We start from the raw sequence: 20388 nt of genomic DNA, 5'->3' as shown, positions 1-20388 counted from the left end.
AATTTAGTGCACAAAGTAAGCGTAAATTGTAAAATTTTACTTATATTTCTGGCTGCTTATCTGTTTGGATTTGCGGCTAGAATGCTTTGGGTATTGTGGGCAAAGGATATGCCAGAGTTTTACTTTAATGGCGAATTTATGCTTACGACAAATGACGCCTACTATTACGCAGAAGGTGCTAGAGATATGCTGGTTGGCTTTCATCAGCAAAATGACTTTAGCCCCTTTAATCACCCAATCTCAACTATAGTTTTTTATATTTGCAAAATTTTTCCTTTTAAGATCGAAAGCGTGATGTTTTACATGAGCGTCTTTTTAGCTCCTCTTATCGCACTTCCAGTTGTTTTGATATCAAATGAGTTTAAGGCGCTAAAAGCTGGGGCTGTGGCAGCGTTTATGAGCGTTATCTTGCCAAGCTATCTTTCAAGGACATCGCCTGGATATTTTGATAGCGACATGTTAAATGTCACATTTGCGCTTTTTATCATCTATTTTTTGATCAGGCTTTTAAACACAAATGAACAAAAATTTATTGTTTTGCCTGGAGTCTTTGTGTCGCTTTATCTTTGGTGGTATCAAAGCTCATATGCACTTATTTTAAGTATTTTCTTTATGTTTTTACTATATACGCTAGTTTTTATGCGAGATAGATTGCAAAATTATCAAGCGATATTTTTTATGTTTATAAGCATCGTAAGCTCAAATGCTTTTACTAAAGATCCACTAATAGCAAATAAAATTTTAATTTTTAATTTAGCAGTTATTGCTTTATTTTTCTCTCTTTTTTGCAAATATAAAAATTTACTCTCAGCTAGAAATTTAGCCATTTTTCTTACTTTAATGCTAGCTATTTTTATCTATTTTGGTGGTTTTGATTTCATTACTTCAAAAATGGGTATTTATGTTTTTAAAGGTAATGAAATTCTTAGCGATAAATTTCACTTTATAAATGAATATAATTTCATCAGCGAAGTAAAAAGTGCTAGTCCTTTGTATTTTATCTATTTCATGTCGGGAAATATTCTTATATTACTGGCAGCTATTATTGGATACTTGCTACTTTGCTTTAAATTTCGTCCATTTTTACTTACTTTGCCAATGCTTGGACTTGGACTCCTCTCTTTTTTTAGCGGAGTTAGATTTGTTATGTATGTAACACCACTTGTTGCGCTTGGTTTTGGGTATTTTTTGCATTTTTTTTTAAATTTATTTGATCTTAGAAATTCCATTAAAAATTTATCATTTTTAGTTTTTGCTGTAGTTGCCATTGCTATAAATTTAGATTTTGCTTATTCATATAGGCCAAACACTGTAATTAGCCATGATGAAGCAGTAGCGCTTGATGGGCTCAAAAAGGTCGCAAAGCGCGATGATTATGTATTTTCATGGTGGGATTACGGGTATGCTATAAGGTATTTCGCTGATGTTATGACTTTAAACGATCCTGGTAGACAAGGTGGCGAAAATAATTATTTTGTTAGCCTTGCTTTGAGAAAAGATGAGGCATTTTCGGCTAGACTTGCAAGAGTGGCAGTTACGTATAATGACATCTCACTTGAGCAAAATATAAGGCCAATAGATAAAATTTTAAAAGACTACAACACAAGCGATATAAATACTTTTTTAAGTCAGCTTGAAAGCGAAAATTTCACTCTTCCAGCTGCAAAAAAAGAGGTTTTTTACTATCTTGTACCAAATATGATTGACATCGCGCCAAATATCTTTAGATATAGCTATATTGACGTTACAACTGGTAAAAGGCAAAAAGAGGATTTTTATCATGTTAGTGCATTAAATGGCGTTAGCGAAGCTAGTATCGACCTTGGAGATGGCTATACTTTGCCTACAAATGAACAAAAATTTATCATGCATAACGGCGAAAAAATAGCCGTAAAATCATTTTATAAAGTAAAAGGTGCCGGAAGAGATTTGCGAATAGATGAAAAAATCATAGATGAAAGCGCTAAAATTTATGTGGTTTTTTTGGAAGATTATGCGCGGATATTGTTGCTTGATGAAAATGCTTTTAACTCATCTTTTGTGCAGCTTTTTATATTTGAGCGAGCTGATGAGCGATACTTTGAGCCATTTGTCATCTCAAGTGGCGTAAAAATTTACAGGTTAAAAGTCTAATGCTAATCAATCTAATAAGCTCAATCGTCGTTTTTGTCGTATCAATGGGCATAAATTTCTTTCTTACGCCATTTATCTTAAAAAGCCTTGGCAACGAGGCATTTGGCTTTGTGGGTCTTAGCAACGCCATCGTTAGCTACGCAGCAGTCGTAAGTGTAGCCATAAACTCGGTTAGTGGGCGCTTTGTCGCTCATGCGTGGCACAAAAATGACCTAAGCCTTGCAAACACCTACTACTCATCAGTGCTTGTTGTAAATATCTTCTTTTGCGCCGTTGTTGTGGTGCTTAGCTCCATTTTTATACTAAATTTGCAAAGCTTTTTAAATGTCCCTGAAAATTTACTCTTTGACGTGAGAATGACCCTTGTTTTTTACTTTATAAATTTCTGCGTCGGCCTATTTAACGGCGTTTTGACAGTCTGCACCTTTGTGACAAACAAGCTCTATCTACTCTCCATCAGAAATGCCATCTCAAGCGCGATCCTAGCGGTTCTTATCGTGGCGCTCTTTTTCTTTTTTAAGCCGTTCATTTCATATATCGCCATTTCAGCGCTAGTTGCTAGCCTTTTTGTCTTTTTTAGCACCATTTTTATGTCAGCTCGCATCACGCCAGAGCTAAAATTTAGCCTTAGTAAATTTGACTTTTCTAAGATCAAAGAGCTTTTAAGCTCTGGCATTTGGAATAGCTTTAATGCGCTAAATCGTATACTTTTAACGGGCATGGATCTATTTATTTGCAACATTTTCGTAAATGCAAATGCCACAGGACTTCTTTCTGTCGCCAAGGCCGCTCCTATCATACTTGAGAGTTTTGTAGCGCAGCTTAGCGGTATCTTTGCGCCAAAATTTGTCGAGCTTTACTCTAAAAATTTGATCACGGACCTCATAAAAGAGGCTAAATTTTCAATGAAAGTGATCGCCTTTGTGATGAGCGCTCCGGCTGCATTTTTCGTCGTTTTTGGGCTTGATTTTTACACGCTTTGGCTACCTTTTAAAAGCACAGATGAGGTTAAATTTATCTATAGCGTCTCGATGATTACGCTAGTGCCGATCGTATTTATAAGCTTTGTTTTTTCGCTTTTTAACCTTGATAGCGCGACAAACAAGCTTCGCCGACCAGCCATTGCTAATACTATCCTTGGCGTTAGCACGATCATAGCACAGATCGCCCTGCTTAAATTTAGTGGCTACGGCGTTTATGGCATCGTTGTCGTCGCAGCCATTTTTTATAGCATAAGAATTCTTGGCTTTGACCTTATAAATGCTGCTTTAAATTTAGAGGTGAAACTCACCACTTTTTACGGGGTTTATTTTAAAAATTTAGCCGTTTTTGCGCTCTGCGTGCTTGCGATGTTTGCCTGCAAGGACTTTGTGAGCTTAGATAACTGGCTAAAATTTGCTATCTTTGCTGCGATATACGCTGGCGTAGCTTATGTTTTGGGATATTTTTTGTTTTTTAATGCTTACGAGCGAGGCATAGTTTGGCGTAAAATTTTAAAAAAATTTAAAAGGTCTTAAATGGATGAAATTTATCTGATCTCTTTGGCAAAAGATACCAAAAGGCGCGAGCTTTTGCAGCAGAAATTTGGCTTTTATGATAGCTTTAAACTAATAGACGCAATAGACGGCAGGGAGTTAAACGCGAGGGAGTACTATAAGATCATTTCGCCATCATTTAAAGCTTACGGCAAGGTTTTAAGCCCAGCAGAGGTTGGCTGCTCGCTCTCGCACGTGAAGGCTTATGAAGCGTTTTTGGCGAGTGAATCCAAATTTGCCCTTATATTTGAAGACGACGTGATAGGGGGTGATGAGGACATAAAAGAGGCCTTTTTGGCAGCTAGCAAGATGCCTGAAAACAGCGTGCTGATATGTGGCATGCAAGATGGGCTAGAGGGCAGGTTTAGCGCCTTTGGCAAAAAGGTGGATATCAGCCTAAGCAAGCCGCTTTGGCAGGTCTCAAAGCACTCATTTTCAAGCATTTATAGAGCAGGGGCTTATGTGCTAACTAAAAAAAGTGCTAAAAATTTGCTTGAAATTCATAAGCGTGCGCTTTGTACGACCGATGTTTGGGACTATTTGCTTGGCGTTAATGATATGCAGATGTATTTTTGCGACCTTTTTTCGCACCCAACTGATCTAAGTGGCTCAAACATCGAGAGCGAGCGCCTTGAGAGAGGATACAGCGCAAATTTAAAGGCCTACATAAAAACATTTAAATTTATACTTTTCTCACGTCTTGAAAAGCTTCAAGGCTATGAGAGAATTTTTAAAAGAGGCTAGATGAACGAGCCATTAATCAGCATAGTAACCGCGACTTATAAGCGTCCAGAGCTTTTAAAAAAGGCCATAAAAAGCGCTCTAGCTCAAAGCTATAAAAACCTAGAGATAGTTGTAACAGATGACGGCGATGACGAGAGCGCGAGAGAAATTTGCAAGAGTTTTAACGACGCAAGGATCAAATTTGTAAAAAATAGTGCTCACAAAAAGAGCCCAAATGGCAACAAAAATAACGGCTTTGATAACGCAACAGGCGAGTTTGTCTGCTTGCTTGACGATGACGATGAGCTTTTATCTGAAGCTATCAAAGAGTGCTATGAAATTTTAAAAAGTGGCGAGTATTCGTGCGTTTTTGCAGACGCGATCTGCGAAAAAGATGGCGTGATGACCGAGGTTGTGGCTGGTAGAAGCCCATATAGCAAGAGTGAGGCGATGAGCAAGGTTGATTATCATTGCGGGCGGATAAATGGCGAGTATTTTAAGCTTTTTTCGCGTGAATTTATAGACGGCTTTAGGTTTGATGAGAGCAGTTTTGGTGGCGAAAATGAGCTTTACATCCGCTTTTTTGAAAAAAATGTCTTTTATCTTAAAAAGCCACTTTACATCTACCGCATCGCAAGAAGCGACAGTGCGACGCTAAATGCCAGCAAGCACGCGCTAAACGTGGCAAACGCTTACATTAAAACTGCAAATTTGCACTACGATATCGCTATCAAAAACGAGCCAAAATTTCTAGCTATGCAGTATAAAAACGCCGCTTACTACGCCAAAATAGCAGGCGAATATGGCCTTATGCTAAGGTGTATCTTTAAAAGTCTTAGCATTAAATTTAGCAAAGAAGCGTTTATTTTTTTGCTGCTTAGCCCGCTTCCAAGTGGCATTTTACCAGCACTTTCAAAGCTTAGAGTGAAGATAAAACAAAGGTTTGGCGTATGAGGATATTGTTTGTCACATCAACGCTTAGAAGTGGCGGTGCGGAGCGAGTTTGCGCGGTGATCGCATCAAGATTTAGCATGGATCACGAGGTAAGCCTTGTTAAATTTGACAAAGATGAGCCATTTTACGAGCTAGCAAGCGGTGTAAAGCTCATAAATTTGGGCGTTGGGGCTGATGAGCTTGGCTTGGTTGGAAATTTAAAAAAGAGAGTTTTAAAGGTGCTTGCCTTAAGAGCGCTCATACGAGAGGGCAAATTTGATGCTGTGATATCATTTTTAGACGCCGTAAATACCTTGGTGCTCTTTAGCTCGGCTGGGCTAAAAACGCCTATAGTTATAAGCGAGCACACAAACTATCTTGCGCCAAAAAGAGCTATTTTTAAGGTGCTAAGACGTATAAGCTATCCATTTGCAAACGCACTTAGCGTCCTAAGCGACGAGGATCTAGGCTACTACTCTAAATTTTGCAAAAATGTGATGAAAATTTACAACCCGCTCTTTGAAAAGGTGCGTAGTGAGGGCTTTGCTAAAGAAAATTTAGTCATCTTTGTTGGTAGGCTAAATAAGATAAAAAACTGCGAAATGTTTGTAAGAGTGGCTGCAAACTTAAAGCAAAGCGGCTATAAATTTGCTGTCGCTGGGGATGGCGGAGAGAGAGCAAATTTAGAAAATTTAGCTAAAAGCTTGGGTGCTGATGTAGAGTTTTTAGGCAATGTAAGCGACATCGCTTCGCTTTATAAAAGGGCAAAGGTGCTGCTTTCTTGCTCAAATTTCGAGGGTCTTGGAAACACTTTGATAGAGGCGATAAACTATGACTGCGTGCGGGTTGCGACAAGGACAAGTGGAGCAAAAGAGCTTATAAAGAATGGCTTTGATGGCTTGCTTTGCGAAATAAATGACGCTGATCAGATGAGCGAAAAGCTTGCAAATTTACTACAAGATGAGGCAAAAATGGGCGAATTTGCTAAAAATGCAAGGGCTAGACTTGATGAGTTTAGCGTGGAGCAAATTTATAAAAAATGGCTGGAGCTTTTAAGGCTTGGAGGTGTGAAGTGAAAATTCTTTTTGTAATAGCTGCGCTTAGAAATGGCGGAGCTGAGCGCGTGCTAAACGTGCTTGCAAATGAGCTTTGCAAAGACAATGAGATCACTATCGCTTTGCTTGAAGAGGACCTTGGACTTTATAAATTTAGCAAAAAAATAAAGATCATAAACCTTAACATCACTGGCTCAGGGCTCGCTTTAAAATTTAAAAAAATCCTCGCTCTTAGAGCGCTTTTTAAAGAGCAAAGGGCTGATCTCATAATTAGCTTTATAGACTGGACAAACGTCGCTTGCGTGCTGGCAAATTTGGGGCTAAAGAGCAAACTAATAGCGACCGAACATCACGAACACAGCTACTTAAAAAGCAAAATCGCAAGCGCTATGCGTGACTTTTCGTATAAATTTGTAGATGGCTTAAGCGTGCTAAGCAAAAGCGACTTCAACTACTATAAATTTGCCAAAAATTGCGAGGTCATCCACAACCCGCTTTTTATCGACATACCTGAAATTTATGAGAAGCAAAACGTCATCTTAAGCGTGGCAAGGCTGGAGGTGGTAAAGAGCTATGATCTCTATTTTGAGGCGCTTAGCAAGGTGGATAAGAGCTTGCTTGATGGCTGGGAGATAAAGATCGCAGGCAGTGGTAGGCAGGAGGCTGAACTGAAGCAAATGGCGTCAAATTTAGGACTTAACGTCAAATTTTTAGGCCATATGAGCGATGTTAGTAAACTTTATAGTGAGGCAAAAATTTTTACTCTTTGCTCAAGAAGCGAGGGGCTTTCAAACGTACTAATAGAATCAGGCGCTTTTAACTGCGCTAGGTTAAGTAGCGACACTGTGGGCGCAAGAGAGCTTATAAATGACGGCATAGACGGGCTTATCTTTAAAAATGGCGACGCAAATGATCTAAAAGATAAGCTTGAAATGCTTTTAAAAGATGAAAATTTAAGGCAAAAACTAGCAGAAAATGCCGGCGAAAGTGCAAATTTATTTAGCAAAGAAAACATCATCAAGCAGTGGCGAGAATTTATAAAAAAGGTTGTTAGCAAGTGAAAAAATTAGCCGTTTTTTTATACTCGATGGGGCCTGGCGGGGCTGAGCGAAATGTGGCAAATTTGCTGCCATTTTTGATCAAACATTATGAAGTTCATCTTATCTTAATGAGCAAGGTCATCGCCTATGAGATCCCAAGCGAGGTGCAGATCCACTTTATAGAAAATAGCGATCCTTACGAGAGTGGACTAAAGAAGCTTGCAAGGCTCTTTTTAGCGATGCCAATGCTTGCCTTTAAGTATAAAAATCTTTGTCAAAACTTAGGCATCGACACGCAGTTTGTGTTGATGAACCGCCCTTGCTATATCGCTGGGGTTGCTAGGATATTAGGGCTAAGGGCAAGGCTAGTTATCAGCGAGCGAAGCTGTCCATCGATCCTATATAAAGACGATTTAAGCGGCAGGGTTAATAAATTTTTACTCGCTCATCTTTATAAAAAAGCTGATCTAATCCTAGCAAATGCAGCTGGCAACAAAGATGATCTAGTGCGAAATTTTGGCATGAGCGAGGACAAAACAAAGGTGCTTTATAACGCTCTTGATCTAAAAACTATAAATTTGCTAAAAGATGAGCCACTTGAGAGTGATTTTAGGCCATTTTTCATAAATATCGGCCGCCTTGATAGCGGTAAAAATCAAGCTATGCTAATAAAAATAATAGCTTCGATTAACGACCCTCGCGCCACGCTTGGCATTCTTGGCAAAGGACCTTTAAAGGACGAGCTGCAAAATTTAATAGATAAATTTGGTGTAGGTGAGCGAGTAAAGCTCCTTGGCACTGATAAAAATCCATTTAAACATATAAAAAATGCCTCTTGCTTGCTTTGTGCCTCGCGTTTTGAGGGCTTTTCAAATGTCTTGCTTGAAGCACTAGCATGTGAAAAAACTATCATCTCGACCGAGCATAAAAGCGGTGCAAAGGAGCTTTTGGGCGAGAGCGAGTTTGGCATCTTGGTGCCAGTTGATGATGAAAATGCGATGAAAGAGGCGATGATAAAGGTGCTTAACGAGCCAAAGATAAGGCAAAATTTTGAAAAGGTTGCGTATAATCGGGCTAAATCTTTTGATAGTGAAAATATAGCGAGCGAGCTTATAAATTTTTTGGAAAATCCTAATGAATAGAAATTTATTTTTTAAAAATTACTCTTTATACTTGATGATATTTGTCGCAGTCTTTTTTGGTATGGTTTGTAGGCTCTACTGGGTCTTTTGGGCGAGCGAGTATCCAGTCTTTTTCTGGAACAACGAGCTAATGATCAGCACAAACGATGGCTACGCATTTGCCGAGGGGGCAAGAGACATGCTAGCTGGCTTTCACCAAGAAAACGACCTTAGCTACTACGGCTATCCGCTCTCGACGCTTACTTACTGGATCGTGAAATTTCTGGGCGTCAAGCTTGAGACGACGATGATTTATATGAGCGTATTTTTCTCATCGCTTGTCGCTGTACCAGTTATCTTAATCGCAAATGAGTATAAGCTAAAATTTGCTGGCTTCATCGCCGCACTTCTTGCAGTGGTCGCAAATAGCTACTATAACCGCACTATGGCAGGATACTACGACACTGACATGCTCATCATCCCACTTAGCGTCTTTGTCGTCTGGGGACTTATTAGAGTACTTGAGAAAAAGGACGCAAAGAGCCTAATAATCGCACCTTTAAGCGTGCTTATCTATATGTGGTGGTATGCGAGCGCATTTTCGCTTATTAGCATTTTAACTGGGCTATTTTTACTTTATACGCTTATTTTTGATAGGAAAAATCCACTTTTTTACCTTGAAATTTCGCTGCTTCTACTTGCCATTTCAAACCTTGATCTATCACTTAAATTTGGTGTGATATTTGCCTTTTATGTACTTTGCCTCTTTAAAAAAGAGGTGATAAATTTAAAAATTGCTCTTGGCATTTTGGCAGTTGTTTTTATTGTTTTTGTAATTCGTGGCGGACTAAATCCGATAATCTTTCAGCTTAAATTTTACGTCTTTAGGGGAAGCCCAGAACTAAGTGGCATGAGCTTTCACTTTTTTAATGTCAATCAAACCATCCAAGAGTCAAGCATCGTTGATTTTACGCTATTTTGCGAGAGGATCAGCGCAAATGTCATCACATTTTTGATCTCGCTTGCTGGCGTTGCTCTTTTTTGCTACAAACACCGCTCGTTTGCCGTCTCGCTTGGTATGCTAGCACTTGGCTTTTTAGCCTTTAAAAGTGGCCTTAGATTTACTATTTATGCTGTGCCTATCATGGCACTTGGCTTTGGCTACTTAGTAGAGTTTATACTTTCAAATTTAAAGCTAAAAGGCTTAGTTTTAGGCCTATCAAGAGCCGTCATAACCGTACTTGCATTAACTCCAGCACTTATTCATGTCTATGGCTACAAGGCTGAGCCCGTTTTTGTACACAAAGAGGTTGAAATTTTAAACAAGCTAAAAAGTATCGCAGAGCGCGAGGACTACGTAGTTGCGTGGTGGGACTATGGATATCCGATCAGATATTACAGCGATGTTAAGACGCTCATTGATGGTGGAAAGCACCTTGGACGTGAAAATTTTGCCGTGAGCTTTGCGCTTGGAAGCGACGAGATGAGCTCGGCAAATATGGCAAGACTTGATGTTGAGTACACAGAGAGAAATTTTAAAGAGCGATTTAATGGCAATTTGGCTCAAATTTTAAAAGAGAGAAATGCAAGCATCGATCAGTTTTTTAGCGATATAAAAGAGGCAAATTTTAGCTTACCAGCAAAGACTAGGGATATTTACTACTACTTGCCAGATAGGATGCTTGGTATTTTTCCGACCATTTTGCAATTTAGCAAGATTGATCTAAAAAGTGGTAAAAATTTAAACAACGGCCTTTTTATCGTCACAAGAGCGATCTCGCAAAATGAAAATGGCATTAGACTAAATGGTGGATTTACGCTCACAAGTGATGTCACAAATTTAATCTATGATGGCAATATCTTGCCTCTTAAATCTTTCATAGAGACTGATTATAACGAGGCTGGCAAGCTAAATGTCAAAGAGTATAAAAATAACGAAAGCTCAAATATTTCTGTCATTTTTATGAGAGATTATGGTAGGTTTATCATCCTTGATGAGAGTATTTTAAATAGCGCATACATCCAGCTTTTTGTGCTTGAAAGGTACGATCCAAAAATTTTTGAGCCAGTCATACTTGATGGGGCGGCAAAAATTTATAAATTAAAGAGGTAAAAATGGCAAGGATAGGGTTTTTAAGCCACGCTGACATGAGCATACACTTTTTTAGACGCCCTATTATGCAGGCTTTAAAAGATATGGGGCATGAGGTTTTTGCTATCGCTCCAAAAGGAAATTTTACTGATGAGCTTGCTAAAAGCTTTCACTCTGTTACTTACGAGCTTGACAAAGCCAGTCTAAATCCGCTAACCATCATAAATAACTCAAAAAAACTATCTCAAATTTTGGGCGAGCTAAATTTAGACCTGCTGCAAACTGGCGCTCACAAGTCAAATGTTTTTGGCACGTTTGCTGCCAAAAACGCTGGTATAAAGCATGTGATAAATTTAGTTGAAGGCCTTGGCAGCTTTTATATAGACGATGATATTAAGACAAAGGCTGTGCGTTTTGTTATGGAGAGCCTTTATAAATTTTCCTTTGCAAAGGCTGATGCTTGCATCTTCGTAAATGACGCAGATCCAGACTATCTGATCTCTAAAAATTTGATAGATAAAAGTAAAGTTTGCCGCATAAAAAGTGTCGGCGTGGATACTACTAAATTTGACCCAGCTATCACGCAAGCGGCAGACTTGGGTGAAAAAAAAGTCATTTTAATGATCGCAAGAGCCATGTGGCACAAGGGCGTTCGAGAATTTTACGAGGCAGCAGAAATTTTAAATGGCTACAAAAACTGCGAATTTGTCTTTGTGGGCGAGGGCTTTGCTGGCAATAAATCAACCGCAGATGAGAGCTTTTTAAAAGGTGGCAAAGTACGTTATCTTGGCGCTAGAAACGACATACCACAGCTTTTAAAAGCTTCTTATTTGCTAGCACTTCCTAGCTACAAAGAGGGCTTTCCAAGAACGGTTTTAGAGGCGATGAGCATGGCAAAAGCAGTCGTTGCAAGCGACGTGACAGGCTGCAACGAGGCAGTAAAGGATGGCTACAACGGACTTTTATGCAAGGTAAAAGACGCAAGTGATCTTGCCAGTAAAATAAAAATTTTGCTTGACGATGAGGCGCTTTGCGCTAAGCTTGGGCAAAATGGCAGGGACTGGGCGGTTAGCGAGTTTGACGAGAAGCAAATCGCAAAAAGATATATAGAAATTTATAGGAAATTTATAGATGTATAGAAATTTTTTAAAAAGGTTGATTGATATTTTGGGGGCTTTGTTTTTGCTCATTTTAACGTCACCTATCATCATAGCAACGGCGATTTTTATCTATTTTAAGGTAAGTCGTGATGTCATTTTTACGCAGGCAAGACCAGGTCTTAATGAGAAAATTTTCAAAATTTATAAATTTAAGACGATGAGTGATGAGCGTGACGCAAATGGAGAGCTCTTGCCAGATGAGCAAAGGCTTGGTAGATTTGGCAAACTGATCCGCTCTCTTAGTCTTGATGAACTACCACAGCTCTTTAACGTATTAAAAGGCGATATGAGCTTTATTGGACCAAGGCCGCTTTTGGTTGAGTATCTACCCATCTATAACGAAACGCAAAAGCACCGCCACGACGTGCGCCCTGGTATCACGGGTCTAGCGCAGGTAAATGGCAGAAACGCCATAAGCTGGGAGAAAAAATTTGAGTATGATGTCTATTACGCTAAAAATTTAAGCTTTATACTTGATGTAAAGATCGCATTACAGACCATCGAAAAGGTGCTAAAACGAAGTGGTGTCAGCAAAGAGGGGCAGGCGACGACGGAGAAATTTAATGGCAAAAACTAAGAAAATTTACATCTACGGAGCAAGCGGTCACGGGCTAGTCGTAGCTGACATCGCTAGAAATAATGGCTATGATGAGATAGTTTTTTTAGATGACGCTAGCGAGCGTAAATTTAGCCCAGAGCTTGAAAAAGCTGACATTATAATAGCTATTGGCGAAAACAAAACTAGGCAAAAGATCAGCCAAAAGGTGGAGGCTGCCGGCTTTGAGATAGTAAATTTGATCCATAAAAGTGCGGTTGTGAGCGAAAGTGCTGTGATAGAAAAAGGTGTGGTCGTCATGCCAAATGCCGTGATAAACGCAAAAGCTTGCATAAAAGAGGGCGCTATCATAAACTCTGGTGTGGTGATAGAGCATGAGTGCGCGATAGGCAAATTTGCTCACATCAGCCCAAATGCAGCCCTTGCTGGAAACGTTAGTGTGGGTGAATTTACGCACGTTGGCATTGGCTCAAGCGTCATTCAAGGCATAAGCATCGGCAAGAACTGCATCATAGGCGCTGGAAGCGTGGTCGTTAGAGATATAAAGGACGGCATAAAGGCGTATGGCGTGCCTGCATGTGAGCGCGCTAAGATATAAATTTAAAAATAAGTGCTAAAATCGCCAAAAAATCACGAAAGGTATGAAAATGGATAGGGTTTTTTTATCTCCACCAAATATGAGTGGAAAAGAGCAGGAATATATAAAAAAAGTTTTTGAAAGCAACTACATAGCGCCACTTGGCGAATATGTCAATAAATTTGAAGATAGCATAAAGGCTTATACTGGCGCCAAAGATGCGCTTGCACTAAGCGCTGGAACTGCGGCGCTTCACCTAGCACTTCGCGTCCTTGGCGTAAAAGAGGGTGATTTTGTACTAGCTTCTAGCTTTACTTTCATGGCTTCAGTCTCGCCTATACTTTATGAAAAAGCAACTCCAGTATTCATAGACTGCGATGAGAGTTGGAATTTAAGCCCAGAACTACTTAAAAAAGCAATCTCAAATTTACCTAAAAAGCCAAAGGCATTAGTCGTCACTCATCTTTACGGCCAAGCTTCAAAGATAAAAGAAATTTGTGAAATTTGCCAAAATGAGGGCATCGATTTGGTTGAAGATGCAGCTGAAGCACTTGGCGGATTTTACGGCGGTAAGGCGCTTGGCACATTTGGCGTGATGGGTGCATATAGCTTTAACGGCAACAAGATAATCACCACTTCAGGCGGAGGTATGCTAGTTGGCGACAAGGAATTTGTAGAAAAAGCTAGATTTTATAGCACTCAAGCTAGAGAGCCACTGCTTCACTACGAGCACAAAGACTATGGCTACAACTATCGCTTAAGCAATGTACTAGGTGCTATTGGCGTGGCTCAGATGGAAGTTTTGGAAAAAAGAGTCGAGCAAAAGAGAAGAGTCTTTGAAATTTATGAAAAAGAGCTTGGCGATATTTTAGAATTTATGCCAGAACTGCCAAATTCTCGTGGTAACAGATGGCTCACAACTGGCGTTTTTGCTAAAAAAGATGCACATTTAAAAGTTATCAAAGCACTAGCAGATGAAAATATTGAGAGTCGCCCACTTTGGAAGCCTATGCACTTGCAGCCTGTCTTTAAGGGTGCGTTAAGCTTTATAGATGGATATAGCGAAGATCTATTTTCAAGAGGAATTTGCTTGCCAAGTGGCAGCGATATGAGCGAACAGACACAAGAAAGAGTGATAAAAATAGTCAAGGAAAATGCGTAAATGTTTCATGCAACGAAGTTAAAAAGGCTCGTATTTTTCCTTCTTGGCGATGTTTTTATATTTATCTTTTCGATATATGTGGCTTATCTTTTAAGATTTAACGCCGACATCCCAGATATCTACGTGCAAGGGCTTTTTGTAACGGCTGGATTTTTGATCGTTTTTAAACTATTTTTCATGTGGATGTTTAAAATTTACAAGGTGCCGTGGAGGTTTTTTGGATTAAACGAAGCAAGGAAAATTTTCCTAGCTCACGTTTGCTCAGCGGTTTTATTTACGATCGTTTTTTTTATCATTCAAGATTTTTTAAATCCATATCCAAGAAGCGTTATTTTCATTGATCTTCTTATTTCATGCTTACTTGTTGGGCTTTTAAGAATTTCAAAACGCATGGTGCTTGACTTTTCAAACAAACCTCACAAAGGTGAGCCTTGTATCGTTATAGGCGCAACGTCAAAAGCGCTTCACGTCTTGCGTGGCTTAAAACAAGGGTATCTTGACTACTACGCGGTTGGAGTGGTAGATGGCAGGAGTGATCTTGTTGGTACTTATTGTGATGGTTTTTTAGTGCAAGATAAAAAAGAGATACCAAGCCTTATAAAAGATTATGATGCAAAGACCGCTATCATTGCGCTTGCGCTAGATCAAGATGAGCTTCAAGCCTTAGTTGATGAGCTAAGCGGATATGGCATAAGAGATATGAAGCTCTTCTCTCTTATCGAAAATGAGCCGATCAAGGATATCTCAATCGAAGACTTACTTGCTAGAAAGCCAAAAGACCTAAATCCAGAGGCTATTTCAAATTTCTTAAAAGATAAAAGAGTGCTTGTCACTGGAGCTGGCGGTAGCATAGGAAGTGAAATTTGTAAGCAATGCTTAAAATTTGGTGTAAGTGAGCTTGTAATGGTCGAGCACAGCGAGTTTAACCTTTATAAAATAGGCGAAGATACAAAAGATAAAAGAACTATTAGCAAGCTTGTAAATATCACAAATTTAAAGGATTTTGAAGAAGTTTTTGCTGACTTTAAACCCGAGATCGTTATCCACGCGGCTGCATATAAGCACGTGCCACTTTGCGAGCTAAATCCTCGCTCAGCAGTTGAAAACAACATCCTTGGCACAAAAAATGCAGTCGATATTTCTAAAAAATATGGCGTTAAGAAATTTGTCATGATCTCATCAGACAAGGCTGTGCGCCCAACAAACATAATGGGTACAACTAAGCGTGTTTGCGAGCTTTACGCACTAAATTCAAATGAAGCAGGTGTATGCGAGATAGTTTGCGTTCGCTTTGGTAACGTCCTTGGCTCAAGCGGCTCTGTCATACCTAAATTTAAAGCGCAGATCGCTGCAAATAAGCCACTAAGCGTCACTCACCCAGAGATCACAAGATACTTTATGCTTACATCAGAAGCTTGTCAGCTAGTCCTTCAAGCAGCCTCTATCGCAAAAGGTGGAGAGCTTTTCGTACTTGATATGGGCGAGCCTGTTAAGATCGTCGATCTTGCTAAAAAGATGCTTCTTCTTTCAAATAAAGAGCATTTGGGCATAGAATTTGTGGGTCTTAGACCAGGCGAGAAGCTTTATGAAGAGCTACTTATCAACAAAGACGATGTGCAAACAAAATATGAATCGATCTTTGTAACGCATTCAGAGCCTTACGATTTAGTGCTTTTAAACTCGCAGATAAGTGAGCTTTTACAGCTTGAGGATAATGAGATCGCACCTGCTCTTAAGGTGATCGTGCCAGAGTTTAATCATGCACTAAATTTAAAAGGCTAATTAGAGGCAAAGAACAATGATAGCGATAATTGACTATGGGGCTGGAAACATCAAAAGTGTGATAAATGCTTTTGATTTTCTTGACAAAAAATGTGCCTTAGTAAGTAAGCCTGAAAATTTAAAAGAGTATTCGCACATTGTTTTGCCAGGCGTTGGAGCTTTTGGTGAGGCGATGACAAAGCTAAAAAATAACGGCATGGACGAAGCCGTAAAAGAAGCTGTAAAAAGCGGTAAAGCTTTTATTGGTATTTGCCTTGGTATGCAGCTTTTATTTGAGCGAAGCTTTGAGTTTGGCGAGCATGAGGGGCTTTCTCTTTTGCCTGGAGAGGTCGTAAAATTTAATGAAACTAATTTCGATAAGCCATTAAAAATACCTCACATTGGCTGGAACGCTTTGGAATTTAAGCAAAATAGCCCATTAAATTTAGGACTAAAAAAGCTTGAGTATTTATATTTTGTACACAGCTATCACGTGGTTTGTGATGATAAATTTGCACTGGCAAAGACGACTTATGGATATGAATTTACAAGTGCGGTTTGGCATGAAAATATCTTTGGCTTTCAGCCTCATCCAGAAAAAAGTCATGAAGCTGGACTTAAAATTTTAGAGAATTTTGCGAGGTTATGATGGAAATTTTTCCAGCGATTGATTTAAAAGAGGGACAAGCGGTTAGACTTAGCAAAGGTCTTATGCAAAGTGCAAAAATTTATAGCAACGAGCCAAGTGAACTTGCTAAGAAATTTGAAGATTATGGCGCAAAATGGCTTCATGTGGTTGATTTAGATGGTGCATTTGCTGGAGAGACGATAAATTTTAAAACAATTGAAAAGATTACAAAGGCTACAAATTTAAGCGTCCAAGTGGGTGGTGGCATAAGAGATGAAGAGCGTATAAAGCGCTATTTGGACCTTGGAGTTAGCAGGGTGATCCTTGGCTCAGTTGCCCTTCATGATCCAGAATTTACAGCAAAAATGGCTGAAATTTATAGAGTTGTAGTTGGCATTGACGCAAAAGATGGCTATGTGGCCGTGCAAGGTTGGGGTGAGATCTCAAATATAAAAGCAGTTGATCTTGCAAGAAAATTTGCAGATGTTGGCGTGGAAGCTGTGATTTGCACCGATATTAACAAGGATGGAATGCTTGGCGGAGTCAATGTTGAGTTTAGCTTGCAAATAGCTAGAAATAGCAAGCTTGAGACGATAGCAAGTGGTGGCGTGAGTGATATAAATGATATTTTGATGCTAAAAGCCACAAATGAGATTAGTGGCGTAATAGTTGGAAAAGCCTACTATGAAGGGTTACTTGACCTAAAAGAGGCCTTTAAACTACTTAGATAGCGTTAAAGCTTTTATAAATTTAAATTAGCTAGAATAGGGCAATTTTTACTAAAAGGATATTATGTGAAGATTTTGGTTGTAGATGACAGTTCAACAATGAGAAGAATCATAAAAAATACTTTACAAAGGTTAGGACATCAAGAAATTCTTGAGGCTGAGCACGGTCTTGAGGCCTGGAATATCTTAACTCAAAATGAAGGTATCGAAGTTCTTATCACTGACTGGAATATGCCTGAGATGAATGGTCTTGAACTTGTTAAAAAGGTAAGAGCAGAGCAAAAATATGTTGATATGCCTATCATAATGGTAACAACAGAGGGCGGAAAAGCCGAAGTTATAACAGCTTTAAAAGCAGGTGTTAATAACTACATCGTTAAGCCTTTTACGCCACAAGTTTTAAAAGAGAAGCTTGAAGACGTTCTTGGTTAATGAAAGATAAATTTTACGAATTAAGCATAAAAACATCAAATTTTTATGATGAAATTTTAGAACTAGTTTTCTCTTTTGGAGTTACCTGTGTTGAAGAGCTAGATCACGAGATCATCATCAGGGAAGAGTATGATCTAAGAGATATAGCTTGGGGTATCGAAGAGTATGCAAAAGGGCTCTCTAGTGTTCGTAAAATTTCAAATGATTTAAAAATTTCTCTTAATTTAAAAGAAAATAAAGACTGGCTAGGCGAATATAAAAAGGCAGTTAAGCCTATTTTGGTTGATAAAATTTATGTTAGACCTAGCTGGGAAGAGCCACTTAATGGCGTAACAAATATCATAATCGACCCAGCTCTAGCCTTTGGCTCAGGGCACCATGAAAGTACAAATTCTTGCTTACAACTTTTACAAAAATATGCGAAAAGTGGCGACACTGCTTTAGACGTGGGCTGCGGAAGTGGAATTTTAAGTATTGCCTTGGCAAAGCTTGGCTGTAAGGTAGATGCTTGTGATACAGACGAGCAAGCCACGCAAAGCTCACTTAGCAACGCCGAGTTGAATGAGGTTAAATTTAATAAAATTTGGACAGGCTCTATCGCGAATTTAGAGCAAAAATATGACATTGTCGTAGCAAATATCATTGCTGATGTCATTTTTATGCTCTCAAATGACTTAAAAAAATCGCTTAAAAAAGGCGGCTACTTGGTATTGTCAGGAATTTTAAACAAGTACGAAGATAGGATTAAAGATACGTTTAAGGATTTGGAGCTAATTGAGATAAAACAAAGTAACGATTGGAGTAGCTTTGTTTATAAGGAAATAGATGAATAACCAAAATAATAACCAAAATAATGGCAATAATAACGGTTTTTTTAATAAAAATCCTATTTTCATTTTTGCCATTTTCGCAATAGTTATAGTTTTAGCTTTTAGAAGCTTTAGTGGAGACGGACTTGGTGGCTCTTTTGGGCTAAATAGCAATGCTCAGAGTAAAATGGTAGCTTATTCTGAGTTTAAAGATATGTTAAAAAATAAGCAACTAAATGAGGTTGCTATCTCAGAGACTACCATAAAAGGCATAGGTAGTGACAAAACCATCTACCTCGCAAAACGTATAAATGATCCAACACTCATTGGCATACTTGAGCAAAATGGCATAACTTACAGCGTTTATAGCGAAAATAACTGGTTTGGTGATCTTATATTTTCATGGATCATCCCGGTATTTATATTTTTTGCTATTTGGATGTTTATTGCTAGTCGTATGCAAAAGAACATTGGCGGCGGCATACTTGGCATAGGAAGTGCAAAAAAACTTATAAATTCTGAAAAACCAAAAGTTAAGTTTGACGATGTTGCAGGTGTCGAAGAGGCAAAAGAAGAGGTTCAAGAGATAGTTGATTATCTAAAAAGTCCTGATAAATATCTAAGACTTGGGGCAAAAATTCCAAAAGGAATTTTGCTAGTTGGCCCTCCAGGTACTGGTAAAACACTTCTTGCAAGAGCAGTTGCGGGCGAGGCTAGTGTGCCATTTTTCTCTATATCAGCATCAAGCTTTATAGAGATGTTTGTTGGCGTTGGCGCAAGCAGAGTTAGAGATCTTTTTGAGAATGCTAAAAAAGAGGCTCCAGCGATCGTTTTTATAGATGAAATTGATGCGATCGGTAAAAGTAGAAATTCTGGTCCAATGGGTGGCAACGATGAGAGAGAGCAAACGCTAAATCAGCTTCTTTCTGAGATGGATGGCTTTGACGCGGATAAGTCGCCAGTTATCGTTATAGCGGCTACAAATAGACCTGAAGTTTTGGACGCTGCGCTTTTAAGGCCAGGTAGATTTGATAGGCAAGTGCTTGTTGATAAACCTGATTTTAAAGGACGCTGCGACATCTTAAAAGTTCACATGAAAGATGTAAAGATTGGCAAAGATGTAAATATCGAAGATATCGCAAGGCTTACTACTGGTTTAGCTGGCGCTGATCTTGAAAACATCATAAATGAGGCAGCACTTCTTGCAGGACGTAAGTCAAAGACCTTTGTCGAGCAGGCCGATCTTGTGGAGGCCGTTGAGAGATCGATCGCTGGACTTGAGAAAAAGTCTCGCCGCGTAAATCCAAAAGAAAAAAGAATCGTCACTTATCATGAGTGCGGTCATGCCTTGATAGCTGAGCTAACAAAAGGTGCAAAAAGGGTAACAAAAGTCTCAGTCGTACCACGTGGTCTTGCGGCACTTGGCTATACTCTAAATACGCCTGAAGAGAATAAATTTATGATGCAAAAGCATGAATTGATAGCAGAAGTAGATGTACTTTTGGCTGGTAGAGCAGCTGAAGAGGTGTTTATTAAAGAAATTTCAACCGGAGCTAGCAACGACCTAGAGCGTGCGACTGATATCATAAAAGCTATGGTTAGTATGTATGGTATGAGTGATGTTGCTGGTCTTATGGTGCTTGAAAAACAACGTGCTACGTTTTTAAATGGCGGTCAAAGTATCAAAGACTATAGTGATAAGATGGCTGAAAAGGTTGATGAGTTTGTAAAAACGCTTCTTCATGAAAGATACACTGCTGTGCTTGGTTTGCTTGAAATTTATAAAGGTGCTATTGAAAATATGGTATCAGCACTTTATGAAGAAGAAACAATCGAAGGAAAAAGAGTTAGAGAGATCATTAAAAACTACGAGATCGAAAATAGTCTAGAGAGCAGACTCGTAGAGATAGAAGAAGACGAAAAGAGTAAAAAAGAGGAATAAA

General features: G+C 39.0%; 18 protein-coding genes. All 18 read left to right on the top strand.

Annotated elements, in window-relative coordinates; all coding sequences use genetic code 11:
- Positions 1-6 precede the first annotated feature (6 nt).
- The 18 genes from CVS97_RS05020 (at position 7) to ftsH (ending at position 20387) form a co-directional block, all read left to right on the top strand.
- The gene (locus tag CVS97_RS05020; RefSeq protein WP_107785303.1) at positions 7-2133 is read left to right on the top strand and encodes an STT3 domain-containing protein; all 2127 of its coding nucleotides are present in this window, start codon (positions 7-9) and stop codon (positions 2131-2133) included.
- On the top strand, positions 2133-3650 hold the full coding sequence (locus tag CVS97_RS05015; RefSeq protein WP_107785302.1) for an MATE family efflux transporter: 1518 nt from the start codon (positions 2133-2135) through the stop codon (positions 3648-3650). The genes CVS97_RS05020 and CVS97_RS05015 overlap by 1 nt, the downstream gene beginning before the upstream one ends.
- Entirely contained in the window at positions 3651-4412 is a 762-nt protein-coding gene (locus CVS97_RS05010) for a glycosyltransferase family 25 protein (protein ID WP_107785301.1), read from the top strand.
- Entirely contained in the window at positions 4413-5345 is a 933-nt protein-coding gene (locus CVS97_RS05005; protein WP_107785300.1) for a glycosyltransferase family 2 protein, read from the top strand. It abuts the gene before it with no gap.
- Positions 5342-6400 (top strand): glycosyltransferase, encoded by a 1059-nt coding sequence (locus CVS97_RS05000; RefSeq protein WP_107785299.1) that lies wholly within the window; start codon positions 5342-5344, stop codon positions 6398-6400. The genes CVS97_RS05005 and CVS97_RS05000 overlap by 4 nt, the downstream gene beginning before the upstream one ends.
- Positions 6397-7440 (top strand): glycosyltransferase, encoded by a 1044-nt coding sequence (locus CVS97_RS04995; protein ID WP_107785298.1) that lies wholly within the window; start codon positions 6397-6399, stop codon positions 7438-7440. Before CVS97_RS05000 ends, CVS97_RS04995 begins: the two co-directional genes overlap by 4 nt.
- A complete protein-coding gene (locus CVS97_RS04990; protein ID WP_107785297.1) occupies positions 7437-8561 on the top strand; it encodes a glycosyltransferase in 1125 nt (374 codons plus the stop codon). The genes CVS97_RS04995 and CVS97_RS04990 overlap by 4 nt, the downstream gene beginning before the upstream one ends.
- Positions 8554-10653 (top strand): STT3 domain-containing protein, encoded by a 2100-nt coding sequence (locus CVS97_RS04985; protein WP_107785296.1) that lies wholly within the window; start codon positions 8554-8556, stop codon positions 10651-10653. Before CVS97_RS04990 ends, CVS97_RS04985 begins: the two co-directional genes overlap by 8 nt.
- Before the next feature lie 2 nt (positions 10654-10655).
- Positions 10656-11771: a N,N'-diacetylbacillosaminyl-diphospho-undecaprenol alpha-1,3-N-acetylgalactosaminyltransferase gene (pglA, locus tag CVS97_RS04980; RefSeq protein WP_107785295.1), complete on the top strand. Its 1116-nt coding sequence runs from the start codon at positions 10656-10658 to the stop codon at positions 11769-11771.
- On the top strand, positions 11764-12369 hold the full coding sequence (pglC, locus tag CVS97_RS04975) for an undecaprenyl phosphate N,N'-diacetylbacillosamine 1-phosphate transferase (protein ID WP_107785294.1): 606 nt from the start codon (positions 11764-11766) through the stop codon (positions 12367-12369). Before pglA ends, pglC begins: the two co-directional genes overlap by 8 nt.
- A complete protein-coding gene (gene pglD / locus CVS97_RS04970; protein ID WP_107785293.1) occupies positions 12356-12946 on the top strand; it encodes a UDP-N-acetylbacillosamine N-acetyltransferase in 591 nt (196 codons plus the stop codon). The genes pglC and pglD overlap by 14 nt, the downstream gene beginning before the upstream one ends.
- A 49-nt stretch (positions 12947-12995) precedes the next feature.
- Positions 12996-14087, top strand: coding sequence for a UDP-N-acetylbacillosamine transaminase (gene pglE / locus CVS97_RS04965; protein ID WP_107785292.1), 1092 nt, complete (start codon positions 12996-12998; stop codon positions 14085-14087).
- Complete coding sequence (gene pglF, locus CVS97_RS04960; protein ID WP_107785291.1) at positions 14088-15869, top strand: UDP-N-acetylglucosamine 4,6-dehydratase (configuration-retaining); 1782 nt, start codon at positions 14088-14090, stop codon at positions 15867-15869. It abuts the gene before it with no gap.
- 16 nt (positions 15870-15885) lie between these two features.
- Positions 15886-16497 carry an imidazole glycerol phosphate synthase subunit HisH gene (hisH, locus tag CVS97_RS04955; RefSeq protein ID WP_107785290.1) on the top strand — a complete coding sequence of 204 codons (612 nt, stop codon included), beginning with the start codon at positions 15886-15888 and terminating at the stop codon, positions 16495-16497.
- On the top strand, positions 16497-17207 hold the full coding sequence (gene hisA, locus CVS97_RS04950; RefSeq protein WP_107770757.1) for a 1-(5-phosphoribosyl)-5-[(5-phosphoribosylamino)methylideneamino]imidazole-4-carboxamide isomerase: 711 nt from the start codon (positions 16497-16499) through the stop codon (positions 17205-17207). Before hisH ends, hisA begins: the two co-directional genes overlap by 1 nt.
- A 63-nt stretch (positions 17208-17270) precedes the next feature.
- Entirely contained in the window at positions 17271-17636 is a 366-nt protein-coding gene (locus tag CVS97_RS04945; protein WP_002939933.1) for a chemotaxis response regulator CheY, read from the top strand.
- On the top strand, positions 17636-18469 hold the full coding sequence (locus CVS97_RS04940; RefSeq protein WP_107785289.1) for a 50S ribosomal protein L11 methyltransferase: 834 nt from the start codon (positions 17636-17638) through the stop codon (positions 18467-18469). Before CVS97_RS04945 ends, CVS97_RS04940 begins: the two co-directional genes overlap by 1 nt.
- The gene (ftsH, locus tag CVS97_RS04935) at positions 18462-20387 is read left to right on the top strand and encodes an ATP-dependent zinc metalloprotease FtsH (protein ID WP_107785288.1); all 1926 of its coding nucleotides are present in this window, start codon (positions 18462-18464) and stop codon (positions 20385-20387) included. The genes CVS97_RS04940 and ftsH overlap by 8 nt, the downstream gene beginning before the upstream one ends.
- Position 20388: the final 1 nt, after the last annotated feature.

The organism is Campylobacter concisus, from assembly GCF_003049735.1.
Taxonomy (GTDB): Bacteria; Campylobacterota; Campylobacteria; order Campylobacterales; family Campylobacteraceae; genus Campylobacter_A; species Campylobacter_A concisus_AN.
This window is presented reverse-complemented; position numbering and strand designations above follow the sequence as displayed.

Excerpts from the sequence above, each read along its gene's own strand:
- CVS97_RS05015 (WP_107785302.1), top strand. The coding sequence starts at position 2,133 with ATGCTAATCAATCTAATAAGCTCAATCGTCGTTTTTGTCGTATCAATG.
- CVS97_RS05010 (WP_107785301.1), top strand. The coding sequence starts at position 3,651 with ATGGATGAAATTTATCTGATCTCTTTGGCAAAAGATACCAAAAGGCGC.
- CVS97_RS05005 (WP_107785300.1), top strand. The coding sequence starts at position 4,413 with ATGAACGAGCCATTAATCAGCATAGTAACCGCGACTTATAAGCGTCCA.
- CVS97_RS05000 (WP_107785299.1), top strand. The coding sequence starts at position 5,342 with ATGAGGATATTGTTTGTCACATCAACGCTTAGAAGTGGCGGTGCGGAG.
- CVS97_RS04985 (WP_107785296.1), top strand. The coding sequence starts at position 8,554 with ATGAATAGAAATTTATTTTTTAAAAATTACTCTTTATACTTGATGATA.
- pglA (WP_107785295.1), top strand. The coding sequence starts at position 10,656 with ATGGCAAGGATAGGGTTTTTAAGCCACGCTGACATGAGCATACACTTT.
- pglC (WP_107785294.1), top strand. The coding sequence starts at position 11,764 with ATGTATAGAAATTTTTTAAAAAGGTTGATTGATATTTTGGGGGCTTTG.
- pglD (WP_107785293.1), top strand. The coding sequence starts at position 12,356 with ATGGCAAAAACTAAGAAAATTTACATCTACGGAGCAAGCGGTCACGGG.
- pglE (WP_107785292.1), top strand. The coding sequence starts at position 12,996 with ATGGATAGGGTTTTTTTATCTCCACCAAATATGAGTGGAAAAGAGCAG.
- pglF (WP_107785291.1), top strand. The coding sequence starts at position 14,088 with ATGTTTCATGCAACGAAGTTAAAAAGGCTCGTATTTTTCCTTCTTGGC.
- hisH (WP_107785290.1), top strand. The coding sequence starts at position 15,886 with ATGATAGCGATAATTGACTATGGGGCTGGAAACATCAAAAGTGTGATA.
- hisA (WP_107770757.1), top strand. The coding sequence starts at position 16,497 with ATGGAAATTTTTCCAGCGATTGATTTAAAAGAGGGACAAGCGGTTAGA.
- CVS97_RS04940 (WP_107785289.1), top strand. The coding sequence starts at position 17,636 with ATGAAAGATAAATTTTACGAATTAAGCATAAAAACATCAAATTTTTAT.
- ftsH (WP_107785288.1), top strand. The coding sequence starts at position 18,462 with ATGAATAACCAAAATAATAACCAAAATAATGGCAATAATAACGGTTTT.